Origin of the sequence: Pseudomonas hamedanensis, from assembly GCF_014268595.2 — a bacterium.
Lineage (GTDB): Bacteria > Pseudomonadota > Gammaproteobacteria > Pseudomonadales > Pseudomonadaceae > Aquipseudomonas > Aquipseudomonas hamedanensis.
Genome location: NZ_CP077091.1, coordinates 1,440,358 through 1,466,821 on the forward strand (window position 1 = coordinate 1,440,358; position 26,464 = coordinate 1,466,821).

Sequence of the window (26,464 nt, forward strand, 5' to 3'; positions counted from 1 at the left end):
CCCCACTCCCCCTCGTCGTCACGCCACTGCCGCAGTGCGTGTTCTGGAGCGCCAGGCAAAAGCCAGGACCATCAGCAGGCCCAGAGCGGCCATCGCCGCGCCGGCCAGGGAAATTGACGGATAACCCAACCCGGCGTTGATCACCGCTCCGCCCAGCGCCGCACCGATCGCGTTGCCAAAGTTGAAGGCACCGATATTCACCGCAGAGGCGAGATTGGGCGCGTCCTTGGCAGCTTCCATCACTCGCATCTGCAGCGGCGGCACCAGGGCGAAGCTGGCGATACCCCAGATCAGGATGGCAACAGCGGCTGGCAGCGGCCAGCGCATCAGGAGCGTAAACGCCAGCAAGACCACAATCAGCGCGCTCAGCGAGACGATCAGGGTGCGATCGATCGAGCGGTCGGCAGCCTTGCCGCCCCACATGTTGCCCAGCGTCAACCCCACACCGAATAGCACCAGCATGGCGGTGATGTAAGCGGTTGAGGCGTGGGTCTCGCTGCTGAGAATCGGTGCGATGTAAGTGAAGACGGTAAACATGGCACTTGATCCGACGACGGTCAGGGCCAGGGCTGCCAGCACCGGCCCTCGGCCCAGTGCGAGAATTTCCGCCAGCGCACCCACACTTTGTGGTGCCTTGAGGTTGGGCAGGGCGAACCACAACGCAGCCATGGTCAACACGCCGAGGCCGGTAATCCCCCAAAATGCCGTGCGCCAACCGAACAGCTCGCCAAACCAGGCGGCCAGCGGCACACCGCCAATGGTCGCCAGGGTCAGACCCATGAACATCGCCGCGACGGCGCCGGCACGTTTCTCTGGCGCGACCACACTGGCGGCGACAATGGAGCCAACGCCAAAGAACGCACCGTGGTTCAGTGAAGTCACCACCCTGGCGATCATGAGGCTGTAGTAATCGGTCGCCAGGGCTGACATCAGATTGCCCAAGGTGAAAATCGCCATGAGTCCGATCAGCAGGTAGCGCCGGGGAATCCTGCCGGTGGTCAGCGTCATCAGCGGCGCACCGAGCAGTACGCCCAAGGCGTAAGCACTGACCAAAAGACCCGCAGCAGGAATGGAAACGCCGAGATCGGCAGCGATGCCGGGCAACATGCCCATGGGCGCAAACTCGGTCACGCCGATGCCAAAGGCACCGATGGCGAGTGCAACAAGGGGTGGATTGATACGCATGGAAATCTCCTCATCTATGCCGCCAATGCTACGATCCATCGTTTTCAGGCGGTAGATAGCGATTTTGGCAATCACCTTTGCGTAAGAGGCACGAATGGACTTCAACGGCAGGTCAGGTGAAATGAGCGTATTCGTCACCGTGGCCCGGGAAGGCAGCCTGTCGGCTGCTGCGCGTGCATTGGGGCTGACACCCTCGGCGGTCAGCCGGATCATTGCCCGCGCCGAACAACGTCTCGGCACGCGCTTGTTGTTGCGCACCACCCGCGCGCTCACGTTCACCGCCGAGGGCGAGGCGTTCCTGCGTGGCGCGCGGCGCATTCTGGCCGACATGGACGAGGTCGAAGAAGCCATCGCCGATCAGGGCGTGCCCAAGGGCCGGTTGCGGGTCAGCGCCGCACTTGGCCATGGGCGGCTGGCGATCGTTCCGCTGGTCGCCGACTTCAGCGCGCGCCACCCGAACATCGTCGTTGACCTCAGCCTCGGTGACGAAGTGGTCGACATTCTCGCAGGCCAGGCGGACGTGGCGGTGCGCTTTGGTCACCTGCCCGACAGTCCGCTGACGGCACGCCGGATCGGCCATACCGGCCAAGTCGTGGTGGCGTCGCCCGACTATCTGCGGCGGCACGGCACCCCAAACGAACCGGAGGACCTGCTCCAGCACAACTGCCTGCGCTTCAATTTCCGACGTGCCGAACCCGACTGGCCGTTTGTCCGCGACGGAAAAGAATTCTCGCTGAAGGTCAATGGCAACATCGAATGCTCCAGTGGTGAAGCACTGGCCCAATTTGCCAGAGTCGGTGCCGGCATTGCGCGCATTGGCGAGTTCAGCGTGAGAGAGGATTTGCAGCGCGGCGACTTGATACCGCTGGTCGAAGACTGGAACCCCGGCGACCAGGAGCCGATTCACGCGGTGTTCGTGGGTGGCTTGGCAATGCCGGCGCGGGTGCGGTTGTTCGTGGATTTCTTGCTGGAACATCACCGGATGTAAGCGGTGATGGCCACGAGCCGACGTCACGGGTAGGCGCTTATAGCAATCATCATTCAAGCGTCGCCACACCGTTTCAATGTCTTCGCCATGATGATCGTGCGCTCCGATTGATGAAATTCGTCGCGGATCTTTTTAAAACCAAGCGAAGCGTAGAAGCCTTCTGCCGTGATTGAAGAGGGAACGCAAACGTGTTTTAGACCCCTGCCCAAGGCGATTGATTGAATCCTCTGCATCAAACGCCTTCCAATCCCCCTTCCTTGATAGAGCGGGTCGACAAACACGCTTCGAACAACGTTGTCATCGAGACTGGCCGTGGCAACGATACGACTGTCGATAACAGCCACCAGCACGTGACGCCCGGTCATCCGATGGAGGACCGCTGCTGGTGAAAAATCTTGAACCAGTTGATCGATGATGTCGGATGAATAGTCCTGGGCATTTGATTCACGCAGCGCGTCAACGATCGTTCTACTGATAGCCGGCGCATCCGCATTCGTCGCGTTTCGAATCTGAACTTCCATCACGTAGCTCCCTGCTTGCGCGCCGCCCATTCAGAGCACATGACTTATCGCTACCAATTCCCCATACGTATAGCGCTTGCGTCAGTGCGCGACTACCCATAAACCCATGTTGAATCGACGTATTCCAGTCAATGAAACCAGCTAATCGCCAGCAGAGGGGACGATCATGAACACCACGACAATTCCTGAGGGTTTCGCTCCGTTTACCCGCTCCAGTCCGTTGCTTGATTTGCTTGGCCCGATTTACGCGAAGGGCCATGGGTTGCAATTGGAGCTGGGATTGCTCACCGACTCACGACATGCCAATGGCCGGGGCACCTTGCATGGCGGTGTACTGGCGACGTTAGCGGATGTCGGCATGGGCTACGCCATGGCCTTTTCCAGCGACCCTCCGCAGCCATTGATCACGGCGAGCATGACGCTTGATTATCTTGGCGCAGTACAAATCAATGAGTGGCTGGTGGTACGTCTTGAGCTTTCCAAAAAAGGACGTCAACTGGCGTTTGCCGCCGTCAGTTTGCATGTCGGTGAGCGAACAGTTGCGCGCGCCAGTGCGGTGTTTGCTGTGCCCGTGAGTTGAAAGGCTTGTTCATCAAGGTGCTTGTGATTGATGAAGCTTCAGAATCATTTCACTGCTTCAGAGGATTACCAACTCCCATACGGGATGCCGAATTTTTCGATATAGCGTTTGGACTTTTCGCTTACGGGATACGCGTAGCGCCCTTGATTCTTACCTTGGCTAGGCCCTAGCGGTTCGATCTCTGCCTGTGCTCTCGCGACTTTGACGGGATGGTGGCACGAGTCTCTGACCCAGACTTGGACGACACCACCTGGCGCCAAACCCAAGTAAATAGACGCGTTATAACGCCCCTTTTGTTCGGGTGTTTTCACGCAGCGCTGGTTTACAGACTCAAGCATGAGTTGCCTGGCTTCTTCGGGAATATCCACCCAGACCTTATACGTCTGCGGTTCAACAATGGACTGCCACCGGACATAGATCCGTTTGGGAAGATCCGCGCCAACAACTGCCTTTCCGGTGCTTCCAACACCGTGCCAACCGCGGGCGGAGTCTGTGCCGTCTTCGGGTTGGCCCCCTGAAGCGGATCCACCGCCGGTGCGTAAGAACGTGTCGCCCTTGACGTCTTCTACGGCGGTATCTTCTACCCAAACCTTCATGTAATCAGGTTCGGTGAACGCCAGCTCCCACCATGGAGATCTAGGATCATTTCTTGTGGAAAGTGGATCGGCGTGACAGCCAGTCATGAAGATCGCACAGAGCAGACTTGGAAGTAGTCTCATCAGAAAAGTGTCCAATCGGGTACGTGTGGATGTTGCACGCGTATGCCGTCAGGTGTGGGCGCATTGATGTACACCGCTTTCACACCGCCTCCATCTTTCCTGCCTAGCGGATGGTTCCAGTTTGCAGAAACATGAATGTATTTGAGTTTGAGCATGTGCTCCTCTTCTGGCGTGGTGCTGTAGTCACCGGCAACAAATCGATCACACAAAGCCTGAAGCTCTGCCGGAAGTGCCAGATCAGGCGTGTCTGAAATGTCATTAAAACGAACGCCTTTATCTTTTGCCATTTTATGCATCACGCGCAGATAGATTCGGGACAGCATGCCGCTAACCGGGCGTTTGAGCTGTACAGCGGCATACACATGTTTGACACTTGGGCTCATCCGGTCTTGCGGGCTTCTCGGCATCACCAGTGCAGGAGGCGTTACGATTTCCAGCATTTCAGCAGGCCAGCCGTTTGCTAGCCATCGATTTCTTACTAACACCGCATCGCGGTAAATAGACGTGGAGAGAACATCAGTATGCAGTGAGACTTCCAATGCTTGCATAGGACTGACAAGCACACATTCCTGAGCTTCGTCGAGGTAACTACCGCCTATATCGGAGTGAACGCCGGGCAGAGTAATCTCTAGATGAGCTGGCTTCACGCGGTTTAGGGCAAAAATGCCTCGGCACTCATCGCGAGCAACCAAATGGACGACGTCGGTAAAAAAACGACGATCCAGATAGAGTTTGATGCCCGTTGCAATTGGACTTTTCACATTGCCGAGATTGGACCAACCAGCGATTGACGGAACTGTATCGAATAACCCGATAAACCCCATTCTGATGTCGCCATCGTATTGATCGTTGAAAGCCCTGCTAAACGCTTCAGAATGACTCCGTAGCACTTCACCCAAGGGGCCTTGTTTGCCACGCACTACCTGATTGGCAAAGTGGCGAGCGGCGGCTGCACCCCGGCTGAATCCAAAGCTGTCAAAGGTCAGCGAAGTCACTTCGCTACCCGGGTTATCCTCCAAGAGCTCTTTAATACGTAATCCAATCGATTCAAACGAAGACTGGACCCGACTTGCAACTCCGGTATCACCTCGTCCCGTGCCACCTCCGAAGGGACTATCTTTCTCCCCCGCGCGAGTGCCAATACCATCCACATAAATCATACGGGCAGCTTGCTTTCGGAGGCCCTCACCTTCGGCCCTCTCCGGGGCATCATAGAGCTCACTCAGTTTTCTAATATTCGTCGGGCCCGCTCCATAGCTACTGTCCGGGTCACTCATATAAGGCTGGCAACTCGCAGGAATATCCTGCGGTGTAATCGGATGCTGCGCACCACACAACAACCCCGCACCCGAGTTATTCGCATTATTGCCCGTCCCATCAAAGAACACCCCAATCCTCAGCGCGATGCCAATTTTCTCAGGCGCGCGCGCGGGCTCTTTCCCATGCTTCTCATACTCAGCCCAACGCTGGGCATGAATATCGACGGGTTTGGCTTGTTCGTAGCGGTAGTTTTTCGGCGGGTTTGGAACGTAACCACTCAATCCTTGATTCCTTGTTCTGATCCTTGAAGAACGGCCCAAAGGGTGACAGCCGGAGCCGGGCGGTGCAAGCCGTGGCTGTGTGCCAGCCGTGGCAGCATTGTGGGTTGCAACGAGGGTTGGCCCTCGTCGCGCTGGCGGTTATTTGGCGATTTCGACGTTATCCAATGCCTGATTCACCGCGATTTCGCCAAGCATCACCACCTGGGCGATGCCCAGCAGGGTCTTGCGGCGCGGGTTGTCGAGGAGCGCGGCGAAGTCGTAGAGCATGGTGGTGGCCGAGCCGAGTGATTCACTGGCGTTGGCGAGCAGTGATTCGGTGTCGTATTGCGGGTTGGCGAGGAACATCGGTTCCGGGGCGCTGGTGCTGGCGAGGACGTCGGCGGGGCCGAGGTGGTGGTCGAGGGCGCGCTCGGCGGCTTCGTGAAGTTTTTTTGAATCGAGGGATTCGTAGGGGGATGCCGGATCTGTTTCTGGCGGGTTGGGCGTGACTTTGAACATGGTGAGCTCCTGATTCTTCATATGAAGCGACCCCCATCACTCGCAGATAATGGGTGGCAGCTATGTGCGGGTCTGCAAGACCGGGAAATCAGGAACCCGGCAGACCCGAAGGTCTCCCGCACAGAGCCGCCATTAAGCGGACACGAACGAGCGTCCTATGGCAGGGCTATGCGTCTGATTTTCCGGCGGGCTTGCAGACCCGATCACTGATGGCAGTGACGGGAACCAAGTTACGGAGGGCGTGCCAGACGCACAAGCCGGCGGATTCTGGCTTAGTCGTAGGTAACGGCGCAAGGCGTTGTAGCCCGTTGCTGATTACTGGCGCGCTGTTTAAACATGATGGGTGTTTTCTGTTTATCTGGCAGTGAATGGGCTGACGCATTCGCGAGCAAGCCCGCTCCCACAGGGGATCGCGGGCTGGTCTGGGATTGCAGGTGTCAGGACTGGCATCTTCGCGAGCAGGCTCGCTCCCACAGGTCTGGCAGTCAAATCGACCGCTGATTGACCCGCGCCATCAACTGCTCGGCACTTTCCTTGCGCTCGGAATAGCGATCTACCAGATGTGCCTGCTGCCCGCGCAGCAAAACGGTGAACTTCACCAGTTCCTCCATCACATCCACCACACGGTCATAGAACGGCGACGGCTTCATCCGCCCCGCTTCGTCGAATTCCATGTAGGCCTTGGGCACCGAGGACTGGTTGGGGATGGTGAACATGCGCATCCAGCGGCCCAGCACGCGCAGCTGGTTGACCACATTGAACGACTGCGAGCCTCCGCAGACTTGCATCACCGCGAGGGTTTTGCCCTGGGTCGGGCGCACGGCGCCGAGTTCCAGCGGGACCCAGTCGATCTGCGCCTTGAACACCGCCGACATGGCGCCGTGGCGTTCCGGCGAGCACCACACCTGCCCCTCTGACCACAGCACCAGATTGCGCAGTTCCTGGACTTTCGGGTGGTCGACGGGAGCGTCATCGGGCAGGGGCAGACCGGACGGGTTGAAGATACGGGTTTCGGCGCCGAAGTGCTCAAGCAGGCGGGCGCTCTCCTCGACCAGCAAACGGCTGAACGAGCGTTCGCGGGTCGAGCCGTACAGCAGCAGAATGCGCGGTTTGTGTTCGTCCGGTGCCGATGGCTTGGTCGCGTCGAACAGGGTTGCGTCGAGGTTGGGCAAAGCGTCTGACATGGGGCCTCCTTAAAGCGTGCCGATGCGGTCGAGTTCGACCTTCAGTTGTTCGCGACTGAGCGAGTGAAAAGGCAGATCGAGGAAGGCCTGGCAGCGCTGGCCGATGCGCATCAGGGTGGCGTGGAAGGCCGCCTCGATTGCGGCCTCGTCACCGATGACATCAGACGGATCTTCCAGGCCCCAGTGCGCTTTCAGGGCCGGGCCGAAGTACACCGGGCAAGTCTCGCCAGCCGCTTTATCGCAGACGGTGATGAGGATATCCGGCGGATTGTTTTCGAAGGCGTCGTTGCCTTTGCTGTGCAGACCGTCGATGGCGATGCCGTTCTTTTGCAGCGTCAACAGACTGCGCGGCAGGACTTGGCCTTTTGGATAACTGCCAGCACTCACCGCGGTGAACCCGGCGGGCGCCAGGTGATTGAACATGGCTTCGGAAAGAATGCTGCGGCAGCTGTTGGCCGTGCACATGAACAGAACTCGCATCGATGCGCTCCGTAAAAGTTAAAGATTCAGCAACAGGCGCGTTCGCGCACGGGACGGCCATCCATGTGTTGCAGGCGCGCGGCATTGTCCTTGAGCCAATCACCGTTGGCCTTTGATGTCACCCGCAGGATCTCGCCAATCCACGCCGGCAGCTGCGGGTTGAGCCGGTAATAGACCCACTGGCCCTGACGGCGGTCGAGCAGCAAACCGTTGCTGCGCAATAGCGCGAGGTGGCGGCTGATTTTCGGCTGGCTGTCGTCGAGTGCACACATCAGCTCGCAGACGCACAGTTCGCCTTGCTCGGCGATCAGCAGAATCGCGCGGACTCGGGTTTCGTCGGCGAGGCTTTTGAAGACTTCGGTGGGGGTGATCATAGGGTGCGGCTCGCAATATGCGGGAAATCGAATATACGGATATCCATATATTAATCAACCTGAAATGCGATCCCCTGTAGGAGTGAGCCTGCTCGCGATAGCGGTGTATCAGTCAATATTTACGTGACAGATACAACGCTATCGCGAGCAGGCTCACTCCTACAGGGGATTTCGGTGTATCCGGTCAACCGCGTAACAGGCCCTGCTCCGCTTCGCACAGTCCCACCACATAATCCCAGACCACCCGCAGCCGCACCGACTTGTGCAGTTCGCGCCGCGTGCTGATCCAGTAACTGCGCTCGATGCTCTCGTCCGGCAGCAAAGGCACCAGATCCGGGTCAGACGCGGCCATGTAGCACGGCAATACCGCGATCCCCAATCCCGAGCGCGCCGCTTCCTGCTGGGCGATGACGCTGGTGCTGTGAAACACCACGCGCGGGCTGCGGCAGAAACTGTTGAGGAACATCAGTTCCTGACTGAACAGCAGATCATCCACGTAACCGATCCACGCATGCCGCGCGAGATCTTCGCGGCTTTGCAGCGGCGGCGCCTGATCGAGATAGGCCCGACTGGCGTACAGCGCCAGGCGATAGTCGGTGAGTTTGCGCGTGACCAGCATGTCGGCGGCAGGACGCTCAAGGTGAATGCTGATCTCGGCTTCGCGGTTGAGGATGCTGACAAACCGCGGCACGGCGACCAGTTCCACCTCAAGCCCAGGGTAGCGCTCGAACAGGCCGATCATGCGGCTGGCAAGGAACTTGATGCCCAGCCCTTCAGTCACCCCGACGCGAATCTTGCCCAGTGGCGCCGTCGACTGGGTGATCTCTTCCTGCGCCAGCAACGCGACGTTTTCCATCGCTTCGGCATGTTTGAGCAGCGCCTCCCCCGCCGGGGTCATTTCATAGCCTTGCGCATGCTGGACGAACAGTGCGGTGCCAAGGCTTTTTTCGATGGCCTCGATATGCCGGGCGACGGTGGCGTGCGTGGTGTTGAGGCGACGCGCTGCCGTCAGCAAGCGACCGCTGCGTTGCAGTTCGAGAAAAAACCTCAGGTCGTTCCAGTCGAACATGGCGTGTCCTTGTCGGCTATCGTCTGGGAGCGCTGTTTGAAAACGCACAGCGGCTGCGCAAAAACTAACATTCTTTTGACGAAAGCTAACAACTAGAGTGTCCGACAATAAAAACAAAAAACGAGGTCAGGGCATGCAGACGTCCCTCGATGATTACGACTACATCGTAGTCGGCGCCGGCCCCGCCGGCTGTTTGCTGGCCAATCGGCTGTCCGCAGATGCACAGCAGCGCGTGTTGCTGCTCGAAGCCGGCGGGCGCGACAACTATGCGTGGATCCACATCCCGGTGGGTTACCTGTTCTGCATCGGTAATCCACGCACCGACTGGTGCTTCAAAACCGAAGAACAACCGGGCCTCAATGGTCGCGCCTTGAGCTATCCACGCGGCAAGGTGCTCGGCGGCTGCTCATCGATCAACGGCATGATCTACATGCGCGGCCAGGCCAGCGACTACGACGGTTGGGCCGCTGCGGGCAATCCGGGCTGGGCCTGGAAGGACGTGCTGCCGCTGTTCAAACAGAGCGAAAATCACTTTGCCGGCGCCGCTGAGTTTCACGGCGCCAACGGCGAGTGGCGCGTGGAACAACAGCGCCTGTCCTGGCCGATTCTCGATGCGTTTCGCAGCGCTGCCGAACAAAGCGGCATTTCCAGCATCGATGACTTCAATCAGGGCGACAACGAAGGCTGCGGCTACTTTCAGGTCAATCAGAAGGCCGGGGTGCGCTGGAACGCGGCGAAGGCATTTTTGAAACCCGTGCGTGGCCGGTCGAACCTGACCGTGCTGACGGGGGTTGAGGTTGATCGTGTCCTGTTGGAGAACGGCCGTGCTTCGAAAGTCAGCGCTCGTCACGATGGCCAGATCAAGCAGTTCAAGGCGCGCAAGGAGATTGTCCTGTGTGCCGGTTCCGTCGGCTCGCCGAGCATTTTGCAACGCTCGGGGATTGGCCCCCGGCCGCTGCTCGAACGCCTCGGCATCGGCGTAATCCATGAGTTACCGGGGGTGGGCAGCAACCTGCAGGATCACTTGCAACTGCGCCTGATCTACAAGCTGGAAAACGCGCGTACGTTGAACCAGATTGCCGGCAGCGTGTGGGGCAAAATGGGCATGGGCCTGCGTTATCTGTACGACCGCAGCGGGCCGCTGTCGATGGCGCCGAGTCAGTTGGGTGCGTTCGCCCGCTCCGGGCCGGAGCAGTCATCCGCGAACCTGCAATATCACGTGCAGCCGCTGTCACTGGAGCGTTTTGGCGAGCCGCTGCACAGCTTTCCGGCGTTCACCGCGTCAGTGTGCGACCTGCGGCCGAAGAGCCGGGGCCGTATCGAGATTCGTTCGACGGACCCGCAAGCGGCGCCGTTGATTCAGCCCAACTACCTCAGCCATCCGGAAGACTTGCGCGTGGCAGCCGATGCGATTCGCCTGACCCGACGCATCGTCAGCGCCCCAGCCCTGCAACCGTTCAAACCGGTCGAGTATCTGCCGGGTGACAGCCTGCAAAGCGACGCACAATTGCAGGAAGCGGCGGCAAAAATCGGCACGACGATTTTCCATCCGGTCGGCACTTGTCGCATGGGTAACGATGGCGACGCAGTGGTTGACGCACAGCTACGCGTTCATGGCGTGCCCGGTTTGCGCATTGCCGATGCCTCGATCATGCCCACCATCACCTCGGGCAACACGTGTTCGCCTACGCTGATGATTGCCGAGAAGGCGGCACAACTGATCTTCAAACCGAATGCTGTAAACACTGTACCTGTGGGAGCGAGCTTGCTCGCGAAAGCGGTAGATCATTCAACATAGACATTGACTGACAGGACGCCTTCGCGAGCAAGCTCGCTCCCACAAAGATTTGCATCCCGTTCAAGGCATCGCATCACCCGGACACGCAACACCAGTGGAACAACAAAAACAATCACTGTGAGGGATACCGACATGTCAGAACACGCTCAGCCGCTGGACGCTGCAGGCAGCGCCGAGACCAGCAACGCGACACAGAAAGTCATCTTCGCTTCATCACTCGGGACGGTGTTCGAGTGGTATGACTTCTTCCTCTATGGCGCCCTCGCGGCGGTGATCAGCAAGCAGTTCTTCGCCGGGGTCAACGACACCACGGCGTTCATCTTTGCGCTGATGGCCTTCGCCGCAGGTTTTATCGTGCGGCCATTCGGCGCGCTGGTGTTCGGCCGGCTGGGCGACATGATCGGGCGCAAATACACGTTTCTCGCGACGATCATTCTGATGGGCGTGGCGACGTTCTGCGTCGGCCTGCTACCGACTTACGCCAGCATCGGCATCGCCGCGCCCATCATTCTGGTGGTGCTGCGCATGCTCCAGGGCCTGGCCCTCGGCGGCGAATACGGCGGCGCGGCGACCTACGTGGCCGAGCACGCGCCGATCGGCAAACGCGGTTTCCACACCAGCTGGATTCAATCCACCGCCACCCTCGGCCTATTGCTGTCGCTGCTGGTGGTGCTCGGTTGCCGCTACTTCACCGGCGATCAGTTTGAAGTCTGGGGCTGGCGCATTCCGTTCCTGCTGTCGATTGTGCTGCTGGGCATTTCCACCTGGATTCGCCTGAGCCTGCACGAGTCGCCGGCCTACCTGAAAATGAAGGAAGAAGGCAAAACCTCGAAGGCGCCGATCCGTGAATCCTTCGGCAAATGGGAGAATCTCAAGGTTGTGCTGATCGCCCTGTTCAGTATCAACGCCGGGCAAGCGGTGACCTTTTACGCGGCGCAATTCTACGTGCTGTTCTTCCTCACTCAATTCCTGAAAATGGACCCGGCGGTGGCCAACAGTCTGTTGATCGTCAGCGTGGTGATCGGTGCGCCGTTCTTCATCTTCTTCGGCTGGCTGTCGGACAAGGTCGGGCGCAAGCCGGTGCTGATGCTCGGCCTGCTGCTGGCAACCGTGCTGTACTTTCCAATCTTCAAATCCCTGGCCCACTACGCCAACCCGGCGATCGACCTGGCCAGCCGCCAGGCACCCATCACCGTGCTGGCGGACCCGGCCACCTGCACCTTCCAGTTCGACCCGGTGGGCAAAGCCAAATTCGACAGTCCGTGCGACAAGGTCAAAACCTTCCTGGTCAAGCAAGGCCTGCCCTACTCCAGCGTCGCTGCGCCTGCGGGTAGCGGCGTGCAAGTGAGCGTTGGCGACGTGAAACTGGACGGTTTCGATGAGGCGGCACTGCGCGGCGCGATCACCCTCGCCGGCTATCCACAACAAGCAGACATGCAGCAGATCAACAAACCGATGATCGTCGCCCTCATCGTCGCGCTGATCATCATTTCGGCCATGTGCTACGGCCCGCTCGCGGCACTGATGGTCGAACTGTTCCCGACCCGCATCCGCTACACCTCGATGTCGCTGCCGTATCACATCGGCAATGGCTGGTTCGGCGGGTTCCTGCCGACCGTGTCGTTTGCCTTGGTGGTCTACACCGGCGATATCTTCTATGGGCTGTGGTACCCGGTGCTGATTACGGGGGTGAGCCTGGTGGTGGGGATGATCTGTTTGCGGGAGACGAAGAATATCGATCTGGACAAGAACTGAGTACATTAACCGAGCCGTCTCGGGGGCACCCGAGCGGCTTTCTGCTGCCTGCATTATTACCATCGACAGATTAGTGGCACTTCAATACCATCGCATCCCGGGCAAGCGTCCACCGGGTGGCTAGCCTCTAATCCTAAGGAACAGGACATGACCGATGCGCCACGATCCACTGTCAGCCCTACCCAAGAAAACGAACAATTTTTGTCAGAAAATCACCTCTCGGCAACAGACCGACATGTCGGGATTCCTTCCGCACCGCTAGAAGGTCTAAGGCCAGTTCTCCTCAGCTGGATTAATTGCGTCCAGCGCTACATCGATGTATGGGACGCCGATGATTTGCCTTACTGGTACAACGAGCAGGCTAACGTCAGCATTCTTGCGGGTGCTGCCTGGAAGGCTGACTGGACAGCCATCGAGGAATATCAGGTTCGCAAAATTGCAAACGAGGGGACAGAGTCGTACTCCTCCATCGGACGCAACGATCTGTATATTGCCAACGAAACTCACGGTTGGAGCATCGAGGCAAAGGTCTCCTACGTCCCCATCGATAACCCGGAGCGTGCCAGGGCGCAAATCAACGAAAAATGCGCGTGGGCCATCCGGGATGCCAATCGGGTCCATTACGACGAGCCGAGGCTGGGCGCCGTATTCATCGCTCCGTACTCAGCAGGCAAGCCAGCAGATGTAGCGCAGATCCGGATGTTCCGGAAAATGCTTCTGGATATCTCCTGTGCTGCGATTGCCTGGGTCGCTCCGAGCCATGCGCAGAAGACGCATAGCCACGACGGCAGGTACTACCCGATGGTGGCGTTGCTCTTGTTGAGTTCGTGATTGAAAGCTTTGGGCTCATCAAAGGAACAGTGAATCCGACTAGCCAGGCAGGCAGCCCGCGTTTGCCATTTCAATCCATAGAACTGTTTCAATATCCAGGGAAGAATCCGTGATTTCAAAAGCCAAATTCGCTGAAGCCGAATTGTTGACCCTGATAGATCGAATGCTGCGTGATCTTCCGGACGGGAATGGAGGCAGGGCCAAGATTCGGCAGGTTACGCAAAGACAAGAACGTAACCTCGGTGGCTACGATGCCGTCGCAACCAGCGTTCAGCCCTTTTACATACAGGCTAAAACCTCAAGCTTTCACCCCGGCAGTTCCACCAGCAAAATCATTTCTTCGCGCAACGCTATCCCGGTGAATAGCAACCCAGGCGCCTTCGCCTTTGATCTTCGCAAACACAGGGGTACTGATGAACCTCTGCAACACAATGCCTTGTATTGGCTTTCGCTGCGATCCACGGCCGCCTACGTATGCCCGACTTTCCTGTCCGACTACGAACTGGAAAACCGACTCGAAAAAGCCCTGGATTTGAAGCGACATGAAATATGGCACTACCGTGATGACGTGTATACGGAGGCCGGCAACAGCCAATCGCAGCGTTTCCAAGCTTTACACTTTCATGGGTTGTTAACGATTATTCCTCATCGCCTCGTGGCCACTTACCGTCACCGCTACAGCTACGACAACAGTGCTACGCCGAGCATTGTTTTTCATTCGGACCCGGAAAACGTTGGTGAAGCACGCTCGTTCACTTCTTTTGTGGAAACACTGAGCAGTCAAAGCCAGATGCCCGACAAGGTATTCAGCAGGATCTCCCGCCCTGTCTCGTTTGAAAGACTCAAAGAGACGCAATTGAGCTGGATAGAAGAGGCATTCGATCCTGCTACGCAAGGCCTCAACATAAAGGCCTCCGATGTTTCGGAATCGCTCAGCTCGGCATTTCTGTCCCGATCCACGAACTTTCAGAACACCTCCCATGCACTGAAGTACCTGCAGAAACTGGACGGCCGGGACGTTTCTGTATTTTTTGGTGCATTGCTGAAAAAGAAATATTCCATCTATCAGCATCACCTTCTTCGGCTTGACTGAATGTGGGCTGTTGCCCTAGCAGACACAGCCCCACGCGAGTGTTAATTCGCCAGACGTGGACTCAGTCTTCAGGCACGATCACCTTAAACTCGACCTGATCCGGATAAAACGCCACGTAGTCGCGGATCGGCGCGACTGACACTTTCGGATGTTCATACGTCCACACCGCATTCGCGGCTTCATGTCCCGGCACTTGTAGCGTGAAATAATTGGCGTCGCCCTTGTACGGGCAATAGCTGGTGTGATCCGTGCGGGCGAAGTACTTTTCCTCGATGTCTTCGCGGGGGACGTAATAAACCGGTGGATAATTGGCTTCGTTGAGGATCAGCACGTGGGCGGATGCGGCAATCTGGATGCCATGGAATTTTACCAGCAGGCAACCAGTGAGTTGTTCGAGGCTGATGACAGGGTTGAGTCCGGCGCTTTTCATCGGGGGTTCTCCTGGATACGGCGAAGAGACCGATTCAGGTATAGCTGATGCGTCGGCGTCTGGCTGGGTTTACAGCCGAACGGCTCACCGTGGCCGCCGCTGTATATCCATACAGATAAAAGTTGCCCCCAGCGCGAAGTCCGGCCATTCTGTGCCCTCCCCGGACAACGATTGACGATGGTGGCTATGCGGCTGTACCTCTGTGAAAAACCCTCCCAGGCCAAAGACATTGCGGCCGTGCTCGGCGCGAGACGCCGGGGCGATGGCTGCTGGCTGGGAACGGACGTCACAGTAACCTGGTGCATCGGCCACTTGCTCGAAACCGCGCCGCCGGATGCCTATGACGCACGCTACAAACGCTGGGTGCTGGCGGACCTGCCGATCATTCCGGACAAGTGGAAAATGACCGTCAAGCCGCGCACCGCCAGTCAGTACAAAGCGGTCAAGCGCCTGCTCGGCGAGGCCAGCGAACTGATCATCGCCACCGACGCCGACCGTGAGGGCGAGATGATCGCCCGGGAGCTGGTCGAGCACTGCCGTTATCGCGGACCGATCCGCCGCTTGTGGCTGTCGGCGCTGGATGAGGCGTCGATTCGCAAGGCCCTGGCCGCGCTGAAGCCGGGCGCCGAAACGTTCAGCCTGTATCACTCGGCGCTGGGGCGTTCGCGGGCGGACTGGCTGATCGGCATGAACATGAGTCGGTTGTTCACCTTGCTCGGCCGCCAGTCCGGCTATCAGGGCGTATTGCCAGTGGGCCGGGTGCAGACGCCTACCCTGCGGCTGGTGGTCGATCGCGATCGCAGCATCGCCGATTTCGTACCGGTGCCGTTCTGGGCGATCGATGTGGAGTTGTCGCACAACGGCACGCGCTTTACCGCGCAGTGGCAAGCGCCGGCGGATGTTTGTGATGATCAGGATCGCTGCCTGAATCAGGCGTTGGCTCAACAGGCCGCGGCGGCCATGAAAAGCGCTGACAGCGCACGGGTGGTCAAGCTGAAAACCGAGCGCTTGCGCGAAGTGGCGCCGCTGCCCTTCGACCTCGGCACGTTGCAGGAAGTCTGCTCGAAGAAACTCGGCCTCGGCGCCCAGGAAACCCTCGACATCGCCCAGGCCCTCTACGAAACCTACAAAGTCATCACCTACCCGCGCAGTGATTGCGGCTTTCTGCCGCTGAGTCAGCACAGCGAGGCTCCGGCAATTCTCGCGGCGCTGCGTCAGGCTGATCCGGGCCTTGAAGCCTTGCAGGGGTATCTTGAACCGCAGCGTCGCTCGCGTGCCTGGAACGACGCCAAGGTCAGCGCTCACCACGGTATCATCCCCACTGCCGCGGCGAAAAACCTTGAGCGCCTGACCGGCAAGCACCGTGCGGTCTATACATTGATTCGCGCGCGCTATCTGGCGCAGTTCCTGCCCAACCACGAATTCGATCGCACTCAGGCTGATTTCGATTGCAACGGGCAGGCGCTGCGCGCTGTGGGCAAGCAGATCATCGAACCGGGCTGGAAGCGCGCACTCCCCGAAGCCCTGGCACCGGCCAAGGGCCGCGAAGCGCCGGCGCCGCAAACCTTGCCAGCCTTGAGCCAAGGCGTCGAATGCGCGGTTGAAAAGGTCAATCTCAAGGATCTATGGACGCAACCGCCCAAGCCCTACACCGAGGGCGACCTGATCAAGGCGATGAAGAACGTCGCCAGACTGGTCGAAGATCCGCTGCTCAAACAGAAACTCAAGGACACCACTGGCATCGGCACCGAGGCCACTCGCGCATCGATCATTCAGGGCTTGCTCGACCGTGGTTATCTGGTCAAGAACGGCAAGGCACTGGCGGCGACGCCCGCCGCTTTCAGTCTGATCGATGCGGTGCCCCGCGCCATTGCCGATCCCGGCACCACGGCGATCTGGGAGCAGGCGCTGGACATGGTGCAGAGCGGTGAAATGAGTCTGGAAGAGTTCGTCACCAAACAGGCCGCGTGGATGAGCAAGCAAGTCACCCGCTGCTCCGGCCTGAGCCTGACCATCAGCGGCCCGCCTCCCGCCGGCAAGGCCGCAGCGCCATGGAAGAAAAAACGCAAGGCGACGGCAGGTAAAACCCCCACCACGCGTAAACGCGCGGCCCGGCCGGCGACCCGATAAATCCCTCGCGGTTCCCGCTTCCCGGTGGCGAAACAGATTTTTTCTCATTCCAAAACAGCTTTGTCGGACAATATGTAGTGCTTGAAAATAATCACTACAAAACCGTTGACGGCGTCGTTTTGCTTTTGCATGATGAAGACGTTCCCCGATCGGGAGCGCTGGTAACACGCTTGAGCAAACTCGTCTGACCGCCGAGTTGTTTTTTCCGGATACACGCTGCCCACAAGGCAGATTGAAGAAGCTGACCTGGCCTGAACGTCCAGTACAAGGACGAGAAGCGCTGGCGAAAATTCTCAAGACGCTTGTGGTCGACACTGGATATGTCGTCAAGGAGCCTCCCGGTTTTCGCTGCTTCTCCTCGTTGTGACGCTATTGCGTAGCAGTTATTCAACACGACTACATGCAACAGATGCACGACCCCGTTCTTCAAACGGGCGAACGCTGACGTCCTGGTTTCGGTGCCAGGGATCAACTAACCGATGGGCTACCTGTATTAGCGAATCAACTTTGAAAGATCACCAGACTGGTCAAGGGGCATAACAATGAATCTGAACAATCAACCTACCGTCGAAGAACTGGCTCGTATGTTCGCTGCGCAGAAAGACAGCCACGACAGCCACATTCTGTGGATCAGCAAGTCGGGTCAGGTACATATCGACTGCCTGTCGCCCCACGCTGGCGAAGAAGAATTCGACCGCAACAACCAGAACCTGCTGGCCCGCCTGAAGATGTACCGCCGCGGCCACGGTTATGTCGGCAAGAAGGCCGCGGCCGACAAGGACTTCATCGGTAATGTGCTGCAAACGCTGAAACAGGCGTGGGACTCGATGCAGAACAACAATGAAGTTCGGGTGATTGATCGGTTTTATTGAGTTGTAACTTTGATAATGAAAAGGGCCTGCTTCCGATTAGGAGCAGGCCCTTTTTGCATCCAGAGTTCAGCGCATCTCCCTGTAGGAGTGAGCCTGCTCGCGATAGCGGTGTGTCAGTTATATAGTCATGTCTGAATAAACGCTATCGCGAGCAGGCTCACTCCTACAGGGGACAGCGTCGCCTGGTAGTTTTATAGCTCTAGCACCAACTCCACAAACGCCAGCGCCGCCGCACTGTGATAATTATTGCGCCGGCGCAACAACGCCGCCCCCCGCTGCGGCGCCTCGCCTTCAACCGCGAGCCTGCGCAAGGCGCGATCTTGCGTTGCAATCGCCTGCGGCAACATCGTCGCCATCGGCGAACAACGCACCACCTCAAGCAGCGTACTCACCGAATTCACCTCAATCCGCACCTTCGGCGTGATGCCGTTCTGGCGGAAATATTCATCCACCGATAACCGCGTGATGAAGTCCGACGCCAACAAGGCAAAATCAAGCTGTGCGATATCGTTCGGCGTCAGCACAGAGCGGCAGTCATACATCGGATGCCCACGCCCGACCATGATTCCCAGCGTCTCGGTAAACGCCGGGATGCACTCAATGTCGGCGTTGCGCACCGGCGTAAAGGCAATCGCCACATCCAGCGAGTCATCCGCCAGCCCGGCCTCGATGTCGTCCATCGACAATTCGAAGATCTGCAAGTGAATCCCCGGAAACCGCGCCGCATAGTCGCGCACCAGAGGCCCGACCAGGTACGCCATGAACGTCGGCGTCATCGCCAGACGCAGCGTGCCGCGAGACAAGTCTTTCACATCGTGCAGTGCGCGCTGCCCCGCCTGCAATTCCACCAGCACTCGCCGCGCGCATTCGATGTAGGCCGCGCCAGCATCCGTCGGTTTGACTGTGCGTGATGTGCGATCAAACAGACTCACGCCCAAGGTCTCTTCCAGTTGCCGAATCTGCTGCGACAGCGTCGGCTGCGACACATGCAGCGCTTCGGCCGCGCGAGTGAAGCCGCCGTGATCGGCAACGGCCAGCAGATAACGCAAATGTCGCAGCAGCATGGGAAACACCATCTATAGGCAAGGCTTATGCGAAGTATTGTATATCGGTCTTGGACGCTATGGATCAATCAGCCGAACATGGTTGCCACACAGCAAGCCAACCCTGAAAGGAGTGACACCATGCAACAGTCCCACGCCTACAACGACAACAGCCTGGCCCTGACCACCCGCGTTCTTGACGCCAAAGCGAAGAAAGATCTGTCGTGGCAGGATTTGGCCGATGGCACAGGTCTGAGCCTCGCTTACGTCACCGCCGCCCTCCTCGGCCAGCACCCGCTGCCGGACCACGCCGCTCAGGTAGTCGGTGACAAGCTTGAGCTGACCGCCGCCGATGTCGCCGCCCTGCAAATCATTCCGCTGCGTGGCAGCCTCAGCGGTGTGCCGACCGATCCGACCATCTACCGTTTCCACGAGATGATCCAGATTTACGGCACCACGCTCAAAGCGCTGGTTCATGAGCAGTTCGGCGACGGCATCATCAGCGCCATCAACTTCAAACTCGACATCAAAAAAGTCGAAGACCCGGAAGGCGGTTCCCGCGCCGTGGTCACCCTCGATGGCAAATTCCTGCCGCTGCGTCCGTTCTGATCCGCACCGGCCCGCATGCCTGGGGTATGCGGGCCTACCGATCTGCATTGAAGAGGACACACCCATGAAAGCCCTGATTGATGGTTTCCTGAAATTTCAGAAAGAAGCCTTTCCGCAACGCAGCGCACTGTTCAAACACCTGGCGACCACCCAGCAGCCCGGCACGCTGTTCATTACCTGTTCCGACAGCCGCGTGGTGCCGGAACTGCTGACCCAGCAAGAACCCGGTGAGCTATTCGTGATCCGCAACGCTGGCAATATCGTGCCGTCCTACAGCCCGCATCCGGGTGGGGTATCGGCCACCGTGGAATATGCGGTAGCGGTGTTGGGGGTGACCGACATTGTGATTTGCGGCCACTCGGACTGCGGCGCGATGACGGCGATTGCCCAGTGCAAGTGCATGGATCATCTGCCCGCCGTCAGCGGCTGGCTGCAGCACGCCGAGTCGGCGAAGGTCATGAATGAAGCGCGCGCGCATGGCAGCGATGCGGCGAAGCTGAGTTCGATGGTGCGCGAAAATGTGATCGCCCAACTGGCGAATATCCAGACCCACCCGAGCGTGCGCCTGGCCCAGGAACAAGGGCGACTGAACCTGCATGGCTGGGTGTATGACATCGAGACCGGCTCGATCGACGCGCTGTCTGCGGATCGCCGCACATTTGTAGCGCTGGCCGAGCAACCCGAGACTTGTGCGATCCATGCCGAGACTTCCAACGCAGCCTGACCCCGCGGTGATCGTTCCCACGCTCCGCGTGGGAATGCCTCTAGGGACGCTCTGCGTCCAGTGACGCGGAGCGTCACGGGCTGCGTTACCACGCGGAGCGTGGGAACGATCAAGTACAAGTCTGGGGTCAGCGTTTTACCGTGAGATCAACCTGACTCATGCGGCTGCGCACGGTAAACACGCCATCGCCCGACAGAATCGCACTGCGCGCAAACAAGCGCCCGCTCTCCCAGTTCGAAAGCCCCAGCTCCGGCTTGTTCAGGGCGTATTGCCCATCGACCCAACGCGTGATGCCATTGCCTACAAACGGCGCATTCACCGCGTTATAGAAGCGCTCCTGAACCGCCGCATCCTCACTGATCAACGACACCGTAAATTGCGGGCTGTAACGGTTGAACAAGGCAATCGCCTGATTCAAATCGTCGACGATCATCAGGCTGACTTCCGGGGTTTCTTCCCACTCCCACTCACGGCCCAGTTGTGCCTCTGCCAAAGGTTCGGCCAACGCTTCGGTCTGATAGCCCTCGGCGCGATAAACCTCGACCGTTGCGTTTTGCCATTCGGCCGGCAGGCAATGTTCGCTGCCTTCGACGATGTGCAACTTGCAGCCCTGACCGCGAGCGGTCCCTGCGTCCTTCAGTGCAGCGAGGAACAGCGGCACCAACTCGGCGGCGCGGTCGCGCTGGATCAGGCAGACGTTCAGCGTGTTACAAACCTTGCGATCCAGCGAGTTGCGCACCACCGCCGCAAAGCGTGTGGCGTCGGCGTCACGGTGGGCGATCAGCCACGCGCCACCGGTGCCGTGCAGGCTCACCGCAGTGCCGGCCTGCTGGGCGATGCTGCCCAATTGACTGACCGCACGCCCCGACCCGCGCGCCACAGCCAGTGACAGACGGCGGTCGGCGAACATCGCCCAACCGGCCGCATGGTTGACGCTCTCCACCAGCGACACCGCGCCGGCCGGCAGACCGGTATCGGCCAGCGCCGGGTTCAGTGCGTGGGTAACAATAGCCTGCGCGGTGCCCAGCGCATCGCTGCCGATACGCAATACGGCGGTGTTGCCCGTGCGCAGCACGCCGGCGGCATCGGCGAACACGTTCGGCCGGCCCTCAAAAACAAACGCGACGATGCCCAGCGGCGAGACCACTTGCTCGACTTTCCAGCCGTCGTGCTCGACGCTGCTGATGACCTTGCCGCGCGTCGGCGACGCGTCACGCCAGGCGCGCAGGCCGGCGATCATGTCGCGGCGCATGCGGTCATCGGCGAGCAAGCGGGTGGTGGAGCGGCCACGGCCCCTGGCGCGCTCGATGTCGGCAAGATTGGCAGCTTCGATCTGCGCCCAGCATTCAGGGCTTTCGAGACGCTCGGCGAACCGGTCGAAAAACTGGCTGATGGCTTCATCGGACACCGCCGACAACGCGGTGAAAGCTGCCGCCGCCCGCTCGATCGCCACCGACGCGGCCTGTTGATCCGCCACGGGGATCAGCAATAACGCGCCACTGACCTGCTCGACCAGCAAATGGTCACCGGGCTGAAACCGCGCCGCCAGTTCGGGGCTGACCACGGTGACGCGGTTACCGGCGAAAGGGATCGGCGTGCCAGCGACTAGACGTTCGAGCGCAAGAGACATGAAACGGATTCACCATGCAGGGGGCGGCCGGAAAATGTATAGAACGCGATCCGCCAAAGCAACAGTGAACCCTGTGGGAGCGAGCCTGCTCGCGATAGCGGTATGTCAGACGAGATGATGCCGACTGGTCCAGCGCTATCGCGAGCAGGCTCACTCCTACAGGGGGCATCGCGTGTATCAGAACACCGACCAGCCAATCCGCGAGCTGAGCAGTTCCAGCGCCGCCATGCCTGCGAGCGAATTGCCGGCCGCATTCAATTCCGGCGACCACACGCACACCGTGAACTGCCCCGGCACCACCGCAACAATCCCGCCGCCGACACCGCTCTTGCCCGGCAAGCCGACGCGATAGGCGAAGTTGCCCGCTTCGTCGTACAAACCGCTGGTGGCCATGATCGAGTTGACCTGCTGGGTCTGCCGGCGCGTGAGGATCTGCTCGCCGCTGTGTTTGCAAAAACCATCGTTGGCCAGGAAACAAAACGCCCGGGCCAGATCGATGCAATTCATGCGCAGCGCGCAATGGCTGAAGTAGCTGCGCAGCACCGCCTCGACGTCGTTATGGAAATTGCCGAACGATTGCATCAGATAAGCCATCGCCGCATTGCGCGCACGGTGCTGGTATTCGGAGTCGGCCACTTTGCCGTCGATCATGATCTGCGGATTGCCGGAAAGACGTCTGACGAAATCCCGCATCGACAGCGTCGGGGCAGCGAAGCGCGACTGGTTGATGTCGCAGATCACCAGCGCACCGGCATTGATAAACGGATTGCGCGGCCGACCTCGCTCGAACTCCAGCTGCACCAGCGAGTTGAACGGCTGCCCGGACGGCTCATGACCGAGGCGCTCCCATATCGCTTCACCAGAATGGTCGATGGCCTGCACCAGGCTGAACACCTTGGAAATGCTTTGCACCGAGAACGGCGTATCCGCGTCGCCGGCGCAGTACATTTCGCCGTCATTGCCATACACGGCGATGCCCAGTTGATTGGCCGGCACAGTGCCGAGGGCAGGAATATAGTCAGCCACCTTGCCCTGCCCGATGAGGGGCCGGACAGCGTCAAGAATCTCGTTCAACAGCGCTTGCATGCCGGGTTCCGAAGTCTCGCCCCATGGGATCGCGGGGACACTGGGGCTAGACGCTGCGCCCGCCGGTCGAATCACACCGGCAAGCGCTATGCGGCCTGTTCCAGGCTGAAGTGAACCGCCGACACCCCGGGACAGCGCCATGCTAGCTGACGCCGCGCCTCAAAACTGTTGAGCAACGCGATTATACGGATAGTCCGGTTCACGGTACTTGCCCGGTTTCTGCCGTTTCGGCAGTTCGACTTTCTCGCGCTTGACCTCTTTATAAGGTATGCGACTAAGCAGGTCGGTGATGATGTTCAGCCGCGCCCGGCGCTTGTCGTTGGAGTCGGCCACCAGCCAGGGCGCCCGGTCGGTATCGGTGTACTTGAACATCTCGTCCCGCGCACGAGAATAGTCGTACCAGCGGCTGTAGGATTTCAGATCCATTGGCGTCAGCTTCCAGATCTTGCGGCCGTCGTTGATTCGCGCTTCGAGCCGGCGGGTCTGCTCCTCGGGGCTGACCTCCAGCCAATATTTGAGCAGGATCACGCCCGAATCGACGATGGCGTTCTCCACCCAGGGAATCGATTTGAGAAACTTGTCAGCCTGTTCATCGGTGCAAAAGCCCATGACACGCTCGACACCGGCGCGGTTGTACCAGCTGCGGTCGAAGATCACCACTTCCCCGCCCGCCGGCAAATGTGGCAGGTAACGCTGCACGTGCATCTGGCTTTTTTCCCGATCGGTCGGTGCCGGCAGCGCCACGACCCGGAACACCCGCGGACTCACCCGTTCGGTAATCGCCTTGATCGTCCCACCCTTGCCGGCGCCGTCGCGCCCTTCAAAGACGATACACACCTTGACGCCTTCGGCGATGACCCATTCTTGCAGCTTGACCAGTTCAACGTGCAGCTTGCGCAGCTGTTCGAGGTAGTCCTTGTTTTTCAAGCGGGGACGCGCCGCTGCTTTCGCAGGTTTTTGCTTATCTTTTACCATGCACCAGCCCTCACGAAATCAACAGCGCAACGAAATTGTTTATTGACCAGACCCGTCTGATCCGTGAGGTTAGTTCAAGCCTTGCCGTTTGCCATTGCCGGGCGAAAAGGCCCCTTCGCCATGTGTTTCCTTCGTACTTTGCAACGTCGCACTGTTCATTGCCCGTTCCTGTCTGCTGGAGTTTCTCGATGCCGTCGTTCAAATCCCTGCCCACCGCCCTGCTCGGCCTGGCCCTGGCCTGCCCGGCATTGGCCGAGACTCAAGGTCTGGAGCTGGGGCAAGTGCTGATTTCGGCGGATGAACGCAACGCCACCGAGGCCTCCGTCGACGAGGCCAGGGGGCGATTGGAACAGGTGCCCGGCGCGACCAATGTGGTCGACATGCGTCAGCCGTTGCAGGGCCGCGTGGCGAGCAATCAGGATGTGCTGGCCTATCAGCCAGGCGTCTATGCGCAGTCTTCCGGTAATGAAGGCGTGAAGATTTCCATTCGAGGCTCCGGCATCAACCGTGCGCCGGGCGCCCACGCATCGGGGCTGTACACCCAGCTCGACGGTTTGCCGCTGAGCGGGCCCGGCGGCACGCCTTACGAATTGCTCGAGCCGCTGTGGGTCGAGCACGTCGAAGTGCTGCGCGGGGCCAACGGTTTCGATCGCGGCTCACTCGCCTTGGGCGGCGCCATCGATTACGTCAGCCACACCGGCTACACCGCGCCAAAGTTGCAAGTGCGCTACGCCACCGGCAGCCATGGTTATCAGCAGCGTCAGGTCAGCTCCGGGCAAGTGCTGGGCGACTTCGACTATTACGTGTCGCTGACCAACGCCATCGCCGACGGCTATCAGGACCACACCGCCAGCGACAGCAAGGGTGTGATCGCCAACTTCGGCTATCGCTTCAACCCGAACCTGGAAACGCGCTTCTATATCCGCTACCGGGAAACCGACAACGACCTCGCCGGCCGCGTGACCAAGCATTCCATCGAACACAGCCCACGGGCGGCCAACCCGGCCTATGTCGCGCGCGACGACAGCCGCAAGCAACCGGGCAGCACCTTCATCGGCAACAAGACCACGTTCTACATCGACGACGATTCGAGCATTCAGACCGGCCTCGTCTACCACGACTACCCCATGGATTTGCGCGAAGGCCCGAACCGGCTGAAGGTGGCCTACACCGATGTCAGCGGCACCTTCGACTACAAGCGTCGCGACACCGTGTTCGGCATGGAAAGCCGCAGCAACGCCGGCCTGCGGGTGACCAAACACCTGCCCAACGACGGCGCCAGCGAATTCGTGCGCATCCCCACCGGCAATACCGCCACCTATGTGCCGGGCACACGCATGCGCAACTTCACGTACCAAGGTTCGGACACCGTCCTGCACGTTGGCAACGACCTGGAAATCGCTGACGACCTCTGGCTGACCACCGGCCTCGCCGCCATCTATACCCGCCGCGAAAGCGCCGTGACCTACCCGCAGGGCGGCGGCAAAACCAGCCTCGGCGACTGGGACTACGCACCGCGTATCGGCCTGCGCTACCAGATCACCCCGCAGGTGCAAGTGTTTGGCAACCTCAGCCGCTCCGTCGAAGCGCCGCACCCGTGGTCGCTGATCTACAGTTCGAACGTGCGCTTCCCAGCGGGTAACGGCGCCGCGACCGGCGCCCAGCGCGACCCGATCGAGCTGCAAAACCAGACCGCGACCACCCTGGAACTCGGCGGTCGTGGCGACAGCAAACTGGGTGAATGGAGCCTGGCGTGGTACTACGCCCAGGTCCGCCACGAACTGCTCTCGGTCCTGCCAGACGCCAATGCCGTCACGCCTTACGAACTCAATGCCAGCCCGACCGTGCACCAAGGCATCGAAGCCAGCCTCAACAGCCAGCTTTGGCGCGCCGCTGATGGCCGCCGACTGAGCTTGCGTCAGGCCTATACCTTCAGTGACTTCCATTATCGCGACGACGATCGCTTCGGCGACAACCGGCTGCCGGGCCTGCCGATGCATTACTACCAGGGCGAGCTGCGTTACGACTGGCCGCAGGGCTTCTTTGCCGCCGTGAATACCCAGTGGGTGTCGAAGGTCGCCGTTGATTATGCGAACAGCTATTACGCCGACCCCTACGCCCTGTTCGGCGCCACGTTGGGCTACAACGCGCCAAAGGGCGATTGGCAAGGTTGGGTGGACATGCGCAACCTGACCAACAAGCGTTATGCCGCGACGGTGACGCCGGGCTATGACGACAAGGGAATGGATGCCGCGCGTTCGACGCCGGGCGAAGGGATAGGCGTTTACGTCGGGGTTTCATGGAGTCTGTTGTAAGGCTACTCTGCGGGCGGCTTAGAGCCGGTGCTAA

General features: G+C 59.6%; 25 protein-coding genes. 11 read left to right on the forward strand and 14 right to left on the reverse strand.

What is annotated here, in order from left to right:
* Nucleotides 1-18 precede the first annotated feature (18 nt).
* Nucleotides 19-1,185: an MFS transporter gene (locus tag HU739_RS06185; protein WP_186547809.1), complete on the reverse strand. Its 1,167-nt coding sequence runs from the start codon at nt 1,183-1,185 to the stop codon at nt 19-21.
* 94 nt (nt 1,186-1,279) lie between these two features.
* Between HU739_RS06185 and HU739_RS06190 the strand changes: the two genes are divergently transcribed.
* Nucleotides 1,280-2,173 (forward strand): LysR family transcriptional regulator, encoded by an 894-nt coding sequence (locus tag HU739_RS06190; protein ID WP_186547811.1) that lies wholly within the window; start codon nt 1,280-1,282, stop codon nt 2,171-2,173.
* Nucleotides 2,174-2,226: 53 nt separating this feature from the next.
* Here HU739_RS06190 and HU739_RS06195 read toward each other — a convergent pair whose 3' ends face one another.
* Entirely contained in the window at nt 2,227-2,694 is a 468-nt protein-coding gene (locus HU739_RS06195; RefSeq protein WP_186547813.1) for a GNAT family N-acetyltransferase, read from the reverse strand.
* A 166-nt stretch (nt 2,695-2,860) separates the two neighbouring features.
* On the opposite strand from HU739_RS06195, the gene HU739_RS06200 reads away from it, so the two are divergent.
* Nucleotides 2,861-3,274, forward strand: coding sequence for a PaaI family thioesterase (locus HU739_RS06200; protein ID WP_186547815.1), 414 nt, complete (start codon nt 2,861-2,863; stop codon nt 3,272-3,274).
* A gap of 65 nt (nt 3,275-3,339) precedes the next feature.
* Here the strand turns inward: HU739_RS06200 and HU739_RS06205 are convergent, their stop codons facing one another.
* The 7 genes from HU739_RS06205 to HU739_RS06235 all read right to left on the reverse strand — a co-directional run bounded on the left by HU739_RS06205 (nt 3,340) and on the right by HU739_RS06235 (nt 9,139).
* The gene (locus HU739_RS06205) at nt 3,340-3,993 is read right to left on the reverse strand and encodes a DUF2931 family protein (protein WP_186547817.1); all 654 of its coding nucleotides are present in this window, start codon (nt 3,991-3,993) and stop codon (nt 3,340-3,342) included.
* Nucleotides 3,993-5,534, reverse strand: coding sequence for a T6SS phospholipase effector Tle1-like catalytic domain-containing protein (locus tag HU739_RS06210; RefSeq protein ID WP_186547820.1), 1,542 nt, complete (start codon nt 5,532-5,534; stop codon nt 3,993-3,995). The genes HU739_RS06205 and HU739_RS06210 overlap by 1 nt, the downstream gene beginning before the upstream one ends.
* Before the next feature lie 138 nt (nt 5,535-5,672).
* On the reverse strand, nt 5,673-6,032 hold the full coding sequence (locus HU739_RS06215; RefSeq protein WP_186547822.1) for a DUF6124 family protein: 360 nt from the start codon (nt 6,030-6,032) through the stop codon (nt 5,673-5,675).
* A 485-nt stretch (nt 6,033-6,517) separates the two neighbouring features.
* Nucleotides 6,518-7,216 carry an arsenical resistance protein ArsH gene (gene arsH, locus HU739_RS06220; protein WP_186547824.1) on the reverse strand — a complete coding sequence of 233 codons (699 nt, stop codon included), beginning with the start codon at nt 7,214-7,216 and terminating at the stop codon, nt 6,518-6,520.
* A 9-nt stretch (nt 7,217-7,225) separates the two neighbouring features.
* Nucleotides 7,226-7,696 (reverse strand): arsenate reductase ArsC, encoded by a 471-nt coding sequence (locus HU739_RS06225; RefSeq protein ID WP_186547826.1) that lies wholly within the window; start codon nt 7,694-7,696, stop codon nt 7,226-7,228.
* A 26-nt stretch (nt 7,697-7,722) separates the two neighbouring features.
* The gene (locus tag HU739_RS06230; RefSeq protein WP_186547828.1) at nt 7,723-8,070 is read right to left on the reverse strand and encodes a metalloregulator ArsR/SmtB family transcription factor; all 348 of its coding nucleotides are present in this window, start codon (nt 8,068-8,070) and stop codon (nt 7,723-7,725) included.
* Nucleotides 8,071-8,254: 184 nt separating this feature from the next.
* The gene (locus tag HU739_RS06235; protein ID WP_186547830.1) at nt 8,255-9,139 is read right to left on the reverse strand and encodes a LysR family transcriptional regulator; all 885 of its coding nucleotides are present in this window, start codon (nt 9,137-9,139) and stop codon (nt 8,255-8,257) included.
* A 133-nt stretch (nt 9,140-9,272) separates the two neighbouring features.
* On the opposite strand from HU739_RS06235, the gene HU739_RS06240 reads away from it, so the two are divergent.
* The 4 genes from HU739_RS06240 to HU739_RS06255 all read left to right on the forward strand — a co-directional run bounded on the left by HU739_RS06240 (nt 9,273) and on the right by HU739_RS06255 (nt 14,616).
* Nucleotides 9,273-10,937, forward strand: coding sequence for a GMC family oxidoreductase (locus HU739_RS06240; protein ID WP_186547832.1), 1,665 nt, complete (start codon nt 9,273-9,275; stop codon nt 10,935-10,937).
* A 132-nt stretch (nt 10,938-11,069) separates the two neighbouring features.
* A complete protein-coding gene (locus tag HU739_RS06245) occupies nt 11,070-12,692 on the forward strand; it encodes an MFS transporter (protein WP_186547835.1) in 1,623 nt (540 codons plus the stop codon).
* 147 nt (nt 12,693-12,839) lie between these two features.
* On the forward strand, nt 12,840-13,523 hold the full coding sequence (locus HU739_RS06250; protein ID WP_186547837.1) for a hypothetical protein: 684 nt from the start codon (nt 12,840-12,842) through the stop codon (nt 13,521-13,523).
* 109 nt (nt 13,524-13,632) lie between these two features.
* Nucleotides 13,633-14,616: a hypothetical protein gene (locus HU739_RS06255; RefSeq protein ID WP_186547839.1), complete on the forward strand. Its 984-nt coding sequence runs from the start codon at nt 13,633-13,635 to the stop codon at nt 14,614-14,616.
* A gap of 61 nt (nt 14,617-14,677) precedes the next feature.
* Here HU739_RS06255 and HU739_RS06260 read toward each other — a convergent pair whose 3' ends face one another.
* Nucleotides 14,678-15,046, reverse strand: a complete 369-nt coding sequence (locus HU739_RS06260) for a DUF427 domain-containing protein (RefSeq protein ID WP_186547841.1) — start codon at nt 15,044-15,046, stop codon at nt 14,678-14,680.
* Nucleotides 15,047-15,232: 186 nt separating this feature from the next.
* Here HU739_RS06260 and HU739_RS06265 point away from each other — a divergent pair, with 186 nt between their 5' ends.
* Together HU739_RS06265 and HU739_RS06270 are read left to right on the forward strand one after the other, a co-directional pair.
* Nucleotides 15,233-17,176 carry a DNA topoisomerase III gene (locus HU739_RS06265; RefSeq protein WP_186547843.1) on the forward strand — a complete coding sequence of 648 codons (1,944 nt, stop codon included), beginning with the start codon at nt 15,233-15,235 and terminating at the stop codon, nt 17,174-17,176.
* Nucleotides 17,177-17,718: 542 nt separating this feature from the next.
* On the forward strand, nt 17,719-18,048 hold the full coding sequence (locus tag HU739_RS06270) for a hypothetical protein (protein ID WP_186547845.1): 330 nt from the start codon (nt 17,719-17,721) through the stop codon (nt 18,046-18,048).
* Nucleotides 18,049-18,239: 191 nt separating this feature from the next.
* On the opposite strand, the gene cynR is transcribed toward HU739_RS06270, so the two are convergent.
* Nucleotides 18,240-19,112 (reverse strand): transcriptional regulator CynR, encoded by an 873-nt coding sequence (gene cynR, locus HU739_RS06275; RefSeq protein ID WP_186547847.1) that lies wholly within the window; start codon nt 19,110-19,112, stop codon nt 18,240-18,242.
* A gap of 120 nt (nt 19,113-19,232) precedes the next feature.
* Here cynR and cynS point away from each other — a divergent pair, with 120 nt between their 5' ends.
* Nucleotides 19,233-19,700, forward strand: coding sequence for a cyanase (cynS, locus tag HU739_RS06280; RefSeq protein WP_186547849.1), 468 nt, complete (start codon nt 19,233-19,235; stop codon nt 19,698-19,700).
* A gap of 64 nt (nt 19,701-19,764) precedes the next feature.
* Nucleotides 19,765-20,424, forward strand: a complete 660-nt coding sequence (locus HU739_RS06285; RefSeq protein WP_186547852.1) for a carbonic anhydrase — start codon at nt 19,765-19,767, stop codon at nt 20,422-20,424.
* Nucleotides 20,425-20,551: 127 nt separating this feature from the next.
* Here the strand turns inward: HU739_RS06285 and HU739_RS06290 are convergent, their stop codons facing one another.
* From HU739_RS06290 to ppk2, 3 genes are all read right to left on the reverse strand, one after another.
* Nucleotides 20,552-22,054, reverse strand: coding sequence for an aldehyde dehydrogenase family protein (locus HU739_RS06290; protein ID WP_186547854.1), 1,503 nt, complete (start codon nt 22,052-22,054; stop codon nt 20,552-20,554).
* Nucleotides 22,055-22,231: 177 nt separating this feature from the next.
* On the reverse strand, nt 22,232-23,140 hold the full coding sequence (glsB, locus tag HU739_RS06295) for a glutaminase B (RefSeq protein WP_186547856.1): 909 nt from the start codon (nt 23,138-23,140) through the stop codon (nt 22,232-22,234).
* A gap of 159 nt (nt 23,141-23,299) precedes the next feature.
* Nucleotides 23,300-24,115, reverse strand: coding sequence for a polyphosphate kinase 2 (gene ppk2, locus HU739_RS06300; RefSeq protein WP_186547858.1), 816 nt, complete (start codon nt 24,113-24,115; stop codon nt 23,300-23,302).
* Nucleotides 24,116-24,303: 188 nt separating this feature from the next.
* On the opposite strand from ppk2, the gene HU739_RS06305 reads away from it, so the two are divergent.
* Nucleotides 24,304-26,430: a TonB-dependent receptor family protein gene (locus tag HU739_RS06305; RefSeq protein WP_186547860.1), complete on the forward strand. Its 2,127-nt coding sequence runs from the start codon at nt 24,304-24,306 to the stop codon at nt 26,428-26,430.
* Nucleotides 26,431-26,464 lie beyond the last annotated feature (34 nt).